The sequence below is a fragment of the Bradyrhizobium sp. 18BD genome (assembly GCF_054185225.1).
In genome coordinates this window covers 532132-545401 of sequence record NZ_JAVAYL010000001.1, presented here as the reverse complement: position 1 = coordinate 545401, position 13270 = coordinate 532132, and the positions used below count along the sequence as shown (strand labels likewise).

At 62.3% G+C, this 13270-nt stretch carries 10 protein-coding genes and 1 pseudogene; 5 read left to right on the top strand and 6 right to left on the bottom strand.

Features of this window, described 5'->3' with window-relative positions; translation table 11 throughout:
* Positions 1 to 36: 36 nt before the first annotated feature.
* The 3 genes from RAD16_RS02580 to RAD16_RS02570 form a co-directional block, all read right to left on the bottom strand.
* Positions 37 to 723, bottom strand: coding sequence for a hypothetical protein (locus RAD16_RS02580; RefSeq protein ID WP_458156312.1), 687 nt, complete (start codon positions 721 to 723; stop codon positions 37 to 39).
* A gap of 167 nt (positions 724 to 890) precedes the next feature.
* Complete coding sequence (locus RAD16_RS02575; protein WP_458156311.1) at positions 891 to 1574, bottom strand: hypothetical protein; 684 nt, start codon at positions 1572 to 1574, stop codon at positions 891 to 893.
* 167 nt (positions 1575 to 1741) lie between these two features.
* The gene (locus tag RAD16_RS02570; protein ID WP_458156310.1) at positions 1742 to 2425 is read right to left on the bottom strand and encodes a hypothetical protein; all 684 of its coding nucleotides are present in this window, start codon (positions 2423 to 2425) and stop codon (positions 1742 to 1744) included.
* 570 nt (positions 2426 to 2995) lie between these two features.
* Here RAD16_RS02570 and RAD16_RS02565 point away from each other — a divergent pair.
* On the top strand, positions 2996 to 3697 hold the full coding sequence (locus RAD16_RS02565; RefSeq protein ID WP_458156309.1) for a LuxR C-terminal-related transcriptional regulator: 702 nt from the start codon (positions 2996 to 2998) through the stop codon (positions 3695 to 3697).
* Here the strand turns inward: RAD16_RS02565 and RAD16_RS02560 are convergent.
* Positions 3684 to 3866: an alcohol dehydrogenase catalytic domain-containing protein gene (locus RAD16_RS02560; RefSeq protein ID WP_458156426.1), complete on the bottom strand. Its 183-nt coding sequence runs from the start codon at positions 3864 to 3866 to the stop codon at positions 3684 to 3686. The genes RAD16_RS02565 and RAD16_RS02560 overlap by 14 nt on opposite strands.
* A gap of 250 nt (positions 3867 to 4116) precedes the next feature.
* On the opposite strand from RAD16_RS02560, the pseudogene RAD16_RS02555 reads away from it, so the two are divergent.
* Positions 4117 to 5054: pseudogene (locus RAD16_RS02555) on the top strand (GlxA family transcriptional regulator).
* A gap of 109 nt (positions 5055 to 5163) precedes the next feature.
* Here RAD16_RS02555 and RAD16_RS02550 read toward each other — a convergent pair.
* Positions 5164 to 5883, bottom strand: a complete 720-nt coding sequence (locus tag RAD16_RS02550; RefSeq protein ID WP_458156308.1) for a hypothetical protein — start codon at positions 5881 to 5883, stop codon at positions 5164 to 5166.
* Positions 5884 to 6632: 749 nt separating this feature from the next.
* Here RAD16_RS02550 and RAD16_RS02545 point away from each other — a divergent pair.
* Positions 6633 to 8375, top strand: a complete 1743-nt coding sequence (locus tag RAD16_RS02545; protein WP_458156307.1) for an ethylbenzene dehydrogenase-related protein — start codon at positions 6633 to 6635, stop codon at positions 8373 to 8375.
* Between the two features lie 54 nt (positions 8376 to 8429).
* Positions 8430 to 9440 carry a 2Fe-2S iron-sulfur cluster-binding protein gene (locus tag RAD16_RS02540; protein WP_458156306.1) on the top strand — a complete coding sequence of 337 codons (1011 nt, stop codon included), beginning with the start codon at positions 8430 to 8432 and terminating at the stop codon, positions 9438 to 9440.
* A gap of 47 nt (positions 9441 to 9487) precedes the next feature.
* Here the strand turns inward: RAD16_RS02540 and RAD16_RS02535 are convergent, their stop codons facing one another.
* Positions 9488 to 10291, bottom strand: a complete 804-nt coding sequence (locus RAD16_RS02535; RefSeq protein ID WP_458156305.1) for a PstS family phosphate ABC transporter substrate-binding protein — start codon at positions 10289 to 10291, stop codon at positions 9488 to 9490.
* Between the two features lie 228 nt (positions 10292 to 10519).
* On the opposite strand from RAD16_RS02535, the gene RAD16_RS02530 reads away from it, so the two are divergent.
* The gene (locus tag RAD16_RS02530) at positions 10520 to 13153 is read left to right on the top strand and encodes a bifunctional diguanylate cyclase/phosphodiesterase (RefSeq protein WP_458156304.1); all 2634 of its coding nucleotides are present in this window, start codon (positions 10520 to 10522) and stop codon (positions 13151 to 13153) included.
* Positions 13154 to 13270 lie beyond the last annotated feature (117 nt).

The window sequence follows — 13270 nt, the reverse complement described above, 5'->3', positions numbered from 1 at the left end:
TCCGGTACGGGCCGACGCCGCAGGGCTGATCAGCCCTTACGAAGGTTTCGCCAAGCTCGCGTCCGGCCAGGTCACATAAAACTCCTGACCGCGGATCGATCCGAGGGCCTGTCGAATGCCTTGCGCCTGGATCTCGTAGTAGAGCTTTTTGTCGCGGATGCCGCTCCAGCCTACGCCGCCGAAATAGTTTCCGCCGCTATAGAGATCGTACTGAAACGACTCCCAGAGTTCGGGCACGTCGCTTGCCCGCTGGATCTTCAACGTTCCGTTGGCGAGCGCTTCGTTGAAGCCCGGCAGATCCTTCCAGCTCTCCATGCCAAACTGAAGGACCGTTCGCTCAAAATCTGCATCGCTCAATTCGACGCCCTCAATTCGCACCGCTGCATCCGCGCCGAACCTCTTCAGATATTCGGCCTGATCCTTCGGAAGCTCGGAGAGATTCATCATGGGCGAAGCGACAAAACCTTCGCGAGCGATAACCCCGCCAGCAGACTTCCCTGCATTCGCCGCGGCCGTCTTTGCGTTAACGAGCACGTCCTTTCCGTTGATGAGCGCGTCGATCTTCAGCAGCGCGTCAGACACGCCCGGCGCCAGGCGAGACGACAGAGCGTTGACATGAGGGACTACGCTGGCGGGACTTGCTTCGGGCTCTGTCGCCGTCTGAGCGCTGGCGGCTTTCAGGACGGTGAGCGCGGTCGCGCCGACGGAATTAATGGCAACCATTTAGGCCTCCTGGTCTGTGTTACCTGGACGTCCGCCAATCATTGCCGGGTCACAAGCAGGGGGCTGGCCTCATGCCAGTCGTCACGACAGCAGCCGCACATCAATCAGTTTCGACGGGGTCGAAACGGATGAACCGACAAGGGCGCGATGGCGTTGGTCCGGAGCCTTTACGAAGATTTCGCCAAGCTCGCGTCCGGCCAAGTTACGTAATAATCTTGCCCATTGATCGACCCGGTCGCCTGACGAATGCCTTGCGCCTGGATCTCGTAGTAGAGCTTCGAGTTGAAGGTACTGCTACCGAAGCTTACGCTGCCTAGGAGGTTTCCGCCGCTATAGAGATCGTACAGATTCGACTTGTAGCCGAGTTCGGGCACGTCGCTTGCCCGCTGTATCTTCAACGTTCCGTTGGCAAGCGCCTCGTTGAAGCCCGGCTCATCGGTCCAGGCCTCCATACCGTACTGGAGAACCATTTGCTTGAAGTCCGCATCGCTCAATTCGACGCCGTCAACGCGCACGACCGCATCCGCTCCGAACCCCTTCAGATATTGGGCCTGATCCGCGGGAAGCTCGGAGAGCTTCATCATGGGCGATTCGACAAGGCCTTCGCGCGCACGAGCGAGAGTGAGTGCATCGCCAGCAGAGCTCCCTCCCTTCGCCGCGGCAGCCTTTCCGTTGATGAGCGCGTTGATCTTCAGCAGCGCGTCAGACACGCCCGGCGCCAGGCGAGACGACAGAGCGTTGACATGAGGGACTACGCTGGCGGGACTTGCTTCGGGCTCTGTCGCCGTCTGAGCGCTGGCGGCTTTCAGGACGGTGAGCGCGGTCGCGCCGACGGAATTAATGGCAACCATTTAGGCCTCCTGGTCTGTGTTACCTGGACGTCCGCCAATCATTGCCGGGTCACAAGCAGGGGGCTGGCCTCATGCCAGTCGTCACGACAGCAGCCGCACATCAATCAGTTTCGACGGGGTCGAAACGGATGAACCGACAAGGGCGCGATGGCGTTGGTCCGGAGCCTTTACGAAGATTTCGCCAAGCTCGCGTCCGGCCAAGTTACGTAATAATCTTGCCCATTGATCGACCCGGTCGCCTGACGAATGCCTTGCGCCTGGATCTCGTAGTAGAGCTTCGAGTTGAAGGTACTGCTACCGAAGCTTACGCTGCCTAGGAGGTTTCCGCCGCTATAGAGATCGTACAGATTCGACTTGTAGCCGAGTTCGGGCACGTCGCTTGCCCGCTGTATCTTCAACGTTCCGTTGGCAAGCGCCTCGTTGAAGCCCGGCTCATCGGTCCAGGCCTCCATACCGTACTGGAGAACCATTTGCTTGAAGTCCGCATCGCTCAATTCGACGCCGTCAACGCGCACGACCGCATCCGCTCCGAACCCCTTCAGATATTGGGCCTGATCCGCGGGAAGCTCGGAGAGCTTCATCATGGGAGATTCGACAAGGCCTTCGCGCGCACGAGCGAGAGTGAGTGCATCGCCAGCAGAACTCCCTCCCTTCGCGGCGGCAGCCTTTCCGTTGATGAGCGCGTTGATCTTCAGCAGCGCGTCAGCCACGCCGGGCGCCAGGCGAGACGACAGAGCGTTGACATGAGGGACGACGCTGACGGGACTTATTTCGGGCTCGGCGGTCGTCTGAGCGTTGGCGGCTTTCAGTATGGTGAGCGCGGTCGCGCCGACGGAATTGATGGCAACCATTTAGGCCTCCTGGTCTGTGTTACCTGGACGTCCGCCAATCATTGCCGGGTCACAAGCAGGGGGCTGGCTTCATGCCAGTCGTCACGATAGCAGCCGCACGTCAATCAGTTTCGACCGGCCGAAGCGGATGCATCGACAAGGATGCCATGTCGCCATAGACAGGGCGCCCGGTCGCGTTCATCGCACTCACGGCTGATCAACCTCTAGGCGCGAAGTCGAATCAGTGCTCGCAGGCTAACGGTTCCGGTCAAGCCCGCGCAATCTGCGAAATTGCAAGTCAGCCCCCAATAGTGAATCGACTATTAAATGGCGGGGCCGAACCCCGAGATAGCTCTGTCTAGCGCGTCCAAATGACGCGCCCCGAAGATCCGACACAAGCTGCGAACCATCGCGCGGGGAAAATTCGTGAATGAAATGGATTGAAATCAATCGGAGCTCGTCCTCAGCGCAGCGATCCGCAGATCGGACGCTGCAGCAACGGCCTCGCACCAGCTCCCGACACTACCACAACCCAACCGGGAACACTCGCCGCCCGGCCAGCTCACGACTAGCCAAGACTGGGGAACGCAAATGTTTCCGCCGATCGAAGGAACCCTCGCAAACATCACGAGCACGACGACTCTCGATGAACTGAATCTCGGGCTGACTCGGATTTCGAAAGACTATGGCCTCACGCTTGTAGCATACCAAGCTGCGCGCCGACCCGAGACCAACACGCTCATGCTGCTCTCATCCGACGATGACCTGGCGAAGCAATATCTCAAGCATGACGGCCTTCAGGCAGGCTCCGTCTTTCAAAACGGCCGAAGCGGCTTCCTGCCGGTCGACTGGCGCGAGGCCGCCCCGGAGACACAGGATGCACACACGTTCTTTCGCAAGACCGGCTCTCGCGGCATGACGATCCCGATCCGGGGACCGGGCAGCGAGCATGCACGCCTGTCGATCGCCTCGAACGTCACCACCGACACCTGGGCCAGCCGGCGGATGACTTATATGCGGGATTTTCTGATCATCGCCCATTTCATTCACGATCAGGCAGTGCGGCTCGCAGGCTTGCGACCACAAGGGCTCGAACGATCGCTTTCCGCGCGTGAGCGGGAGACTCTTCAGCTCGCCGCGCGCGGCTTCAGCCCGAAGCAGATCGCCGCCGACCTGCATCTGTCACCGACCGCCGTCCGCCTCTATCTTCAGGGCGCGCGCTCGAAGCTCGAATGTGCGACTGTTATGCAGTCGGTCGCCAGGGCCGTCAGCCTCGACATCATCGAGGCCTGACGCGCGACGCACGCTCGCTCTCTCTTCGAGAGCCACGCGTGCCCGCGCGCGACATAGAAACGCCTACAGCCTGGTGGCCCGGCACGCGCGGCCATTGGATCGGGAAAGGCCCTTTGACCGTCGCGGCGTCGGAATGGCAGACGCCGCAGGCCTCGACGCGAAGGCGCACCTGCCCCGGGGGCGGGATCGACAAGCGGCTTTTGCGTCAGTTCGAGATGTCCCGGGGCGACGGTCTGAACAGCGCGGTATGTCGTCGTCAGATCGCTCGACATGGAAGCTCCAGGGTCTGAAAAACCTGTCAGAGCGCTACCAGCGGTCTGCTCAAGCCGACAGGACGTAGATGCCATCATTCCGGCCATGCATGGCGAAACGTCGCTGGAACGACCATCTAAGCGGGTAGCAGCCGTCACGGAGAAAGCATGAAGATCGGCCTCGTCCTTTGCCCGAGTTTCCAATCCGTCTGCTTCGGAGCCGTCGCAGCGTTCGACGTGGCCAACAAGCAAACCGGCGAGAAGGTCTATGACGTGCGCGTCCTCTCGGAGGAAGGAGGACTGGTCGCCTCGTCGTCCGGCATGCAGGTCATGACGGACCCAATCGACGATGCTCGCTATGACACGCTGATCGTCGCCGCGGGCCTGGAAATACCGACCTCGTCGCCGGGATTGGTCCGGCTGCTTCGCGCCGCTGCTCACGACGCGCGCCGCGTCGCATCTGCCTGGGCTCGTTCGTCCTGGGAGATGCGGGTCTGCTGAACGGCCGGCGCGCCACCACGCATTGGCGTTACGCGCAGGCGCTGCAGGACCGTTTCCCCAGCTGCGAAGTCGACATGGACAAGATCTTCATCGCGGATGGGCCGATCTGGACGTCAGCCGGCATGACCGCGGGAACGGACCTGGTCGTGGGTATGATCGAGCGCGACCACGGCTCCGATATTGCCCGTTCGGTCGCGAAGGGCATGGTCATGTACCATCGCCGCGCAGGCGGACAGTCCCAGCATTCCACTTTGCTGGACCTCGGCGCGAATGAAGATCGGGTCCAGCGCGTGCTGAACTACGCTCGTCAGAACCTTGCCGAAAGCCTGACCGTTGACGAGCTTGCTGAGGCCGCGTGCCTCAGCCCCCGACAGTTCACGCGGCTGTTCCGAGCGGAAACCGGCACCACGCCCGCAAAGGCGGTCGAAGCGTTGCGTGTCGAAGCCGCGAAATTGATGCTGGAACAAAGCCGGTTGCCAATCGAGGTCATCGCGCGCGAGGTGGGGTTCGCGAACCGGGAGCGGATGCGTCTGGCGTTTGCGCGGGTGCTTGGGGAGGTCCCCAGAGCCATCCGCAATGATGCCGGACCGCTGGCCGCACTATGATCGACGCGCGACCATGGCAGTGCGTGTGAGAAGGCGGCCCACGTCGGATCAATCGTCATAGGGGCACCGGCTTCTCACGCCGTCGAGTTTGGATTCCAAAGACTCACCGCTAGCTGAGCCGGATGTTGGAGAGATCGATCGAAACGACGAGGGGCTCGGTGCTGAAGCTGCCGTCTGGCTGGCGGGCATAGATCCGGCGTTTCGTCGGGAATTTGATGCCCGAGACTTCCGTGTAGTCTTCGATGATATGGGCGCCGGGCGTGTTGCCGGAGATCTCGACGTTGTAGTCGTGACGCTTCAGCAGCCCCTCACCGTCGAAATAGAGCGTCTGCAAGGCGCTGTGCGTCGCGATCCCTGCCGGAAATCGCACCGCAAGGCGGCGCCAGTCGCCGCTGTCGGTCAGCCAGGGCTCCAGTTCCTCGGTCTCAACTCTCGGCCAGGCAAGCAGGAATGGCATGTTCAGATAGGTCCACATCGCGCAGCCGGCGAAGTAGGCGAGTTGCAGTTCAGTCCACGGCGTTTGCAACTCATGGCCGGCAAAGCTCGCCCGCGGTTCAAGCAGCTCTTCGAGAACCGTTCCGTTGTCAGCTTCCAGGGCCACCCGGCTCGGCTCAAAGCGCGAGCGCCGATTGTCAGTGCCGAACGGAGCGTGTGACGCCCACTCCCTCTTCAGACCCACGGTGACGTTGGTCCGCTCGAGGGTGACAGCCTGTCCCTTCAAGGACCACAGGACGCCGCCCTGCACAAGATCGGCCGACACCTGCTCGAACTGCCGCCACCGATCGAGGCCTCCATGAGCTTCGATGGCAATACCCTTGAGCTGCTTCATTGTGGGGCTCCTGCGGACGCCGCGCGGGATCGCGCGGCCTTCGTGGTGGGAGCCTAGGCGGTCGGCCAAGCCTGCCGAACGACTTAGATGCCTTGATTCCAGACACCGCCGCGAGCCGGGTTTTCCAAATGCCTCTTCCACGCGTGCGCTGCTCTGAAGGCGCTGGCACGATGCCGCTCCGAGCTGGTCGACGGTCAACAGATAGCGTCGATCGCGGAAGGCGGGGGTGGAAAGGCGTGCGGAAGCGTGGTTGTGAACTCGGGATTTGACGTAGACCTAGCGAGCCGTTGGAAGAGAAATACGCGAGCGCGCTTCGCGCCGATCATCTGGCGAGGCGCCATTGTACAAGATCGTGCTCCAGCGTGGAAAAGCGTAGATTTGGCGCACCATTCTGAACAAAACCACGAACTCATATATAATTGAAATTGCTATATAAATTCAATTTTCGCGGGAAGCTACCTACGTCCTCCCAACGGTGTCCGCCGAGCTTATGATGGACGCGGCTTGGCGACCCGCCCAACGGCCCCGATCTGAGCTGCCAAACACCAGAGCGAAGCAGGGTTAGAGACCAGACTCTCGAGACCGGCGTATGCCCCGAGGGCGGCTCGCTGGCCGACCGCATTGAATGGGATAATGATCGTTGCCGGTCGCCTTGGCTTCTTCGGCGACCACGTCCATCTCGCCAAATTCCCAATGCTTCGCAGCCTTTCTAGCACAACTGCTGGTTTACCGCGGGCAAGCTTTGTGCAATGAACGATGTCACCGCTCGAACGAACGCCGCTGCCTTGACCGAGAAACGCCTCGCTAAGACAAAGACTCAAGAAAGCCCGCCACGCACCGATGTCGGGACGATAGTCCTCCATTGGGCGACCGCGCTCGCGTTCGTCGTCAGCCTCGTTACCGGCATACGCATCGCAGCGGACGCGCTGCACGCCCCCTTCTCGAAATGGCTCGCTCCGGTCTTGCCGCAGGGCGAGATCTTTTCCTGGCATTTCCTCGCGGGGCTCGCCGTTTTCTTCTGCGGGGCGGCCTACGTCGCCTACCTTGCGCGCAGCGGCCTCGTCGAGCGCAACAGTCCCAAGAAGACGCGGATCCTCGCGATGCGCGCCCCGGCTCGCCTCAAATGGGGAGCCGTCAACGTCGCCCTGCACTGGTTCGTCTATGCGCTCGTGGTCTTCCTCACGGGGACGGGCGTCATGATGTATCTCGGCTATGGGGGCTGGTGGGCGTATCTCCACTCGACCGCCGCCTTCGTCGGGCTCGTCTATATCTTCGCGCATGTCGCCGCGCATTATCTCTATGGCGGCTGGCAGCAGATTTTCCGTGTGTTTCGGCCGACGCCGCTCGCGATCACGAAGGCCGTGCGGCCGAGGCCTCTTCTCGTCGCCGCTGCAATCGGGGTGGCAGTCGCGTGCGGCGTCGCCGGGCTCGACTGGGCGACTCGCGATACGCTCGTCATCGCGCGGGTGAGCACCGCGCCCAAGCTCGACGGCGCCATGGGCGATCCCGCCTGGTCGCGCGCGCGCCCCGTCGTCATCCGCACGCAGCAGGGTGCCAATCTCGACGGATCGGGCGAATCGCTCGTGGAAGTGCGCGCCCTGCACGACGGGCAGAAGATCTATTTCGCCTTCCGCTGGGACGATCCCACGCGCTCCCTGCGCCGCATTCCGATCATCAAGAAAGTGGATGGCTGGTACGTCCTCGACGAGCGTGCGGGCCTGCAAGACGCCGTCGACTTCTACGAGGATAAACTGGCGGTCATTTTCTCGGATAATCCATCGCTCGGCGGCGCAGGCGCGACGGGTCTCGGCGTCAACCCGCTGCCCGGCAAACCGACGCCGATCAACGGCCGGGGCTTCCACTACACGACGGATGGCAGCTACATAGACATGTGGCAGTGGAAGGCATCGCGCGGGGGCATGCTCGGGCGTGTCGACAGCCAATATATCGGCCCGCCCTACGCCCCGACCCTGGACGAGCAGAATTACGATGCCCGCTATCAGGGCGGCTATTGGAATAAGCCTGGCCGCACTCTCTATTCGTATAACTTCAAGTTCATCCACCGGGACGACAAAGGGCCCGTCACGGTTCAGCGGCTTCCCAAGGACTGGAGGGCGCAGGTCGCAGCCCTCGGCAAATTCGATCTCGATCCCAACAGCAGCGACGACGAGAACGGCCGCTGGTACATGTTCGACCGGGAGAGCGAACCCTACACTCCGGAGGCCGACGCGAGGATTCCCGTCGGCACGATCCTGCCCGGCGTGATTATTGCTGGCGACAACGACGGAGAGCGGGCCAATGTCACCGGTGTTTCAAAATGGAGCAACGGACATTGGACGCTCGAGCTGACGCGCAACATGAAAAGCGATGGAAGGTATGATAAGGCCTTCGTGCCAGGCCGCGATCTCTACATGTGGGTTGCTGTCTTCGACCATGCACAGACGCGGCATGCGAGTCATAACCGCCCGGTGCGTGTCGTGTCGGAGAAATAGGGCTCTCATGATCGGCGAGGTGCTCGACCGGAGGGCACTCCTAGAGGCCTCGCGATGAAACGGGATTGTCGGATCGTCCTCAACGGCAAGCTCGTCGAAGCCCGCGCCGGCGAAAGCCTGATCGACGCGGCGCTCGGCGGCTCGATCCTCATTCCACACGACTGCAGATCGGGACAATGTCAGAGCTGCCGGGTGACGGTCGTTTCGGGCTCGGTCGATGACGGCGGCTCGGGCCATGGCCGCACTGTGCTCGCCTGCCAGGCAGCGGTCGCAGGCGATGCCGAGATCGAATTCGAAGAATTGCCGCTACCTGAGAAGCGGGCGGGCGCCATCACCGAGATCAACGAGCTCTCGCCGGAGATCGCCGAAGTCGTGCTGACGACCTCGGCGCCGCTCGAGTTTCGGCCCGGCCAATATGTGCGCGTCAAGTTTTCCGGCTATCCTGCGCGCGAGTACAGCCCGACCTTCAGGCTCGATGGTTCCTTCAAGCAAGTCGAACTCGTCTTCCACATCCGGCGCCTGCCCGACAGCACCGTTTCGGGGCAACTCGGCAAAGCCATCAAGCCCGGCCATAAAGCGCATGTGCAAGGTCCGTTCGGACAAGCCTATCTACGACAGGGCCAGGGGCCGCTGGTGCTGGTCGCCGGCGGAGCAGGCTGGGCCCCGATCTGGGCGCTTGCCCGCTCGGCGCGCTCGACCCAGCGCAACCGCGAGATAACGGTCGTCGCCGGCAGCCGGGATGCCGATAATCTCTATATGCTTCCCTCGTTGCAGTGGCTGATCGACGACGGTGTCCGCGAGGTCATTGCAACGACGGAGGTCGGATCCACCCTGCCGATCAGGCCCGGACGCCCATCGCACTACCTGCCCCTGCTCGGGCTGGAGGATACGGTCTACGTCGCCGGCCCCGTTGGTCTCGTCGAGATCGTGAAGAACAAGGCGCGCTCGGCCAATGCGCAATGCTACGCCGATCCTTTCCTGCCGAGCTCTCAAACCCCATCGCTAATGGACAAAATCACCCATCTATGGCGAGGCCGGGAGCAGCCTCATCGCCCCGGTCTGTGAGCCGATGCCGAGCTCGGCAGCGCCGGCGGTCGGCGAGCCCCGGCGATTCACGGCCTGACGGGTAGGCTACCGAGGCTGGTGATGACGTCGGCCGCCTTCTGCGTATCGGCAAAGCGTAGAAAGGCCAGGGCGTCCGGATCCTGCAACGTGTTCAAATAGATCAGCGCCAGCACCACGCTCGAGGGATAATCCGCGTCGGTCGGGTAGTGGCCGTCCACGCGAAGCACTGTGAGCCCCTGTTCCAACGGCCGCGAGAAGGGACCGAAGCCGATCGCTCCTTGAACATCGCGAACCGTCTCGATCGCTTCCTGTGTGGTCGTTGCCGTCTTCGATTTCTCGGTGATCTCGAGATCCTGCCAGCCGGGCATGCTGGCCCGTAGCACGGTGAGAGTGCTGTCCTGGTCCTCGCGCCGCACGACGCGGATGCGTATATCGGCGCCGCCCAGCTCCTTCCAATTTGCGAGGCGGCCCGAATAGATCGCAACGAGCTGAGCGCTTGTGACGGCACTCACTCCACAGCCGGGATGGACGATGAAAGCCGAGGGCAGGCGGGCGATCGCCTTGTAGACGATGCCGGAAGCCGCTTCGGCGTCGGTCAGGCGGCGCGCGACGCGCCCTAAGGGCGCCTTGCCGGACCCCACGGCCGCGATGCCTCCGCCAGAACCGATGCTCGGCGGGACCTCGACCCGTGCCGATCCCTCCTGCTGCATGAAGCCCGCGGCGATGGCGCGCAGGACATCGATGCCGTCTCCGGTCCCGACGATGTCGAGTTTGCGTGTTTCGGCGCTAGCGGCATTCACCCCCACAAGGCAGAGGCCCAAAATTGCCGCCGTGATCCTCGCAAATGCCATTGCAAACCCCTTCGAACCACGAGGTGCGCAATCTGGCAAAGAAACCTAAACCATCTGTTGTCGCAATGCCGTGCCTTTTGGAATTATCTGTGGCGGACAGAATGCACAAAATTTGATGGTTTCGAAAAACCAGTTGCTAATTAACCAGCCACAAATAGACGAGAAATAGACGATTTTGAATGGTTCGCGCGCTTAAGGTCGGCCTGGAAACGCTAAGTTGGGGCCTCAGTGAGCGACATCGGCCCCCGCAAGTTCAGGGTGCTGGCGGTGGTGGCGACTGACGCGGATATTGCAAAGGTATCGAGGGCGCCACCCCGCTGGCGCCGTTGGGCCGTTCCGTCCGGGGTTCCGAGTTTGCCCTCGTCTATCGCTATGCGCCTTGTTGCCGTCGTGCTCGCGACCGGCGTCCTCGGGCTCGGCCTCATCGGTGGCTTGACGGCGCTACGCCTGCAGCAGCAACTGAGGCATCAGGCTGCAGCACTGGGTGATCTCTCGGAAGACCAACTCGCTCATCGCCTCGACGGCGAGGCGCAGTTGGCGCGAGCGCGAATCGAGGTCCTGGGCGCGGAAACCGCATCTCGCCTGCGTCAGATCTCTCAGCGCGCCGACGTGGCCAAGGCGGTCGCCTCGAACAACGATGTGACTATCCGCGAACTGCTCAGCATCGTTGCTTCGACCTCCGGCTTCGAAAGGCTGATCGCCTTCGACGAAACCGGTCGTGTGATCGGCGCCAACACGCCCCTCGACCTCCTCGCGCTGAACCGGGCGCTCGAGGGTACCCCCCTCCCTGTCAATCTCAGCGCGATCCTCAAGGACAATAGCCGCTCGCACCCGCAGGGTGAGGAAGGCACCTATGAGCTCAAATTGGGTGAATTGTCAGCGCTCGGCCTGCCGCAGCGCCGCACCATAGCGCACACCGCGATCGAGCCCGTGTTCGACGACTTCGGCGACCTCATCGGCGCGCTTGCCGCCATCCGACCGCTCGGGCGCACGGAGCGGACTCTCGAGAACTTCACTTCGCTCGCCAATGCCGGCGTGGTCATCATGACGGGTGACAACGAGATCGTGTCTTCCGCGGGGCCTGAAGGGGCGAGATTCAGCGGCGCCAGGACGCGTTTGGCCGGGCTGCAGCACTCGGACGACGGCAACTACGTCGCACGCTGTGTCGATTACGAGGCGACGCTCAAGGTGTGTACGTTCGCGAACGCATCGCTGGTGACGACGACACGCGATCAGATGTTCCAGATTGGCGCAGCCCATACACGTTCGCTGATGTGGCAGTTCCTGGCAACTGCGGCGCTGGCGCTCGGTGCCTTGGTCGTCGCGCTATTGGCTGCCGTCAGGCACCTCACCAAGGGACTTTCGGCGCTCGCCAAGACCGCCCAGGAAATCGCAGGTGGCAATCTCGACGTACCGTTCCGCGCAACAGGCATCGGCGAGGTCCTCGGCCTCGGCCTCGCGTTCGAGCGAATGCTGACGCATTTGCGGGCCAGCACGCGAAGAATTCGTCAGCTCGCCTTCTACGACACGGTGAGCTGCCTTCCCAATCGGGAGAAGATGCGCGTCGATGCGCCGGCGCTCATCGACGCTGAGGAAGGCGGAGCGCTATTCTTCCTCGACCTGGATGGCTTCAAATCCATCAACGACACTTTCGGGCACAAGGCTGGCGACGAGCTGCTCAAGATGGTGGCCGAGCGCTTGAGCAATTTGCTGACGTCCAAGGTCGCTGCCGGCAAAAGTCTGCTCGCCCGGGTCGGAGGCGACGAGTTCGTCGCCATCATCGCTGGGGTGAAGACTGTCGAGGCCGCGAGCCTCTTTGCCCGCGAGATGATCGAGACGCTGCAGGTTTCCTTCAAGCTCCAGAACAACCATGCGACCATCGGCGTCAGCATCGGCATTGCGATCTGTCCCACCCACGGCACAAACTATGACGATCTCCTGATCCGCGCCGACCTTGCGATGTACGTCGCGAAGAGTTCGGGACGCAATACCTACGCGTTCTTCACTCCGGATCTCGCAGAGGTCGCGCGTTCCCGCCATGCCCTCGAAACCGATCTCGCCTTGGCGATCCGCAATGGAGAGCTCGTCGTCCACTACCAGCCCAAGGTATCCTGCGCGGATGGCCGCATCCTGGGGGTGGAGGCGCTGGCGCGCTGGCATCACCCGAAGGAGGGCAACATTCCTCCTCAGCGCTTCATCAAGATCGCGGAAGAGATCGGCCTCATCATGGAGATCGACCGCTTCGTGCTCAGGCGCGCGCTCGCCGAAATCGGGGGCTTGATCCGGGCCGGCTCGAACCTCGTGCTCGCCGTAAATGTCGCGGCGACGGACATCGAGGACCCGCTGTTCATCAAGGATATCGTCACGACCGTTCGCGAGGCCGACTTCCCCCCGTCACACCTCGAGATCGAGGTCACAGAGTCGGTCGCGATGCGCAATCCTGATGTCGTGCGCGAGAGAATAACCCTGCTCAGGCAATTGGGCATACGCTTCGCAATGGACGATTTCGGAGCCGGCTATTCGAATCTTTCGACGATGGCGAGGCTGCCCTTCGACGCCGTGAAGCTCGATCGCACGCTGGTCGCGGGCGTCGCGGACGACCGCGAGAAGCAGACGATCCTTCGCCTGGCGCTGGGACTTGCGGACGAATTGGGGTTCGAAACGGTCGTAGAAGGCATCGAAACGGCCGAAGACCTTCGGTTCGCGGCCGAACACGGCGCGACCATGGCGCAAGGTTATATTTTCTCGCCGCCGCTATCGCTCGAGGAGTTCACCGTCCTGCTCCAGCCGGGCCTTTTGGCTTCGGCGGTCGACGTGGCGCCCAGGCGGCACGGAGCGGAGCGGCAGGCTGCTATCCGCTGAGGCCCCGGCGACGACCCCGTCGCAGATGCCGATCGGGGAGCTCTGCAATGGCTCGCGGTTTTATACTGAGTGGTGGGAAAATGGTGCCCAGGGGCGGAATCGCGCTTATGGTCTAAC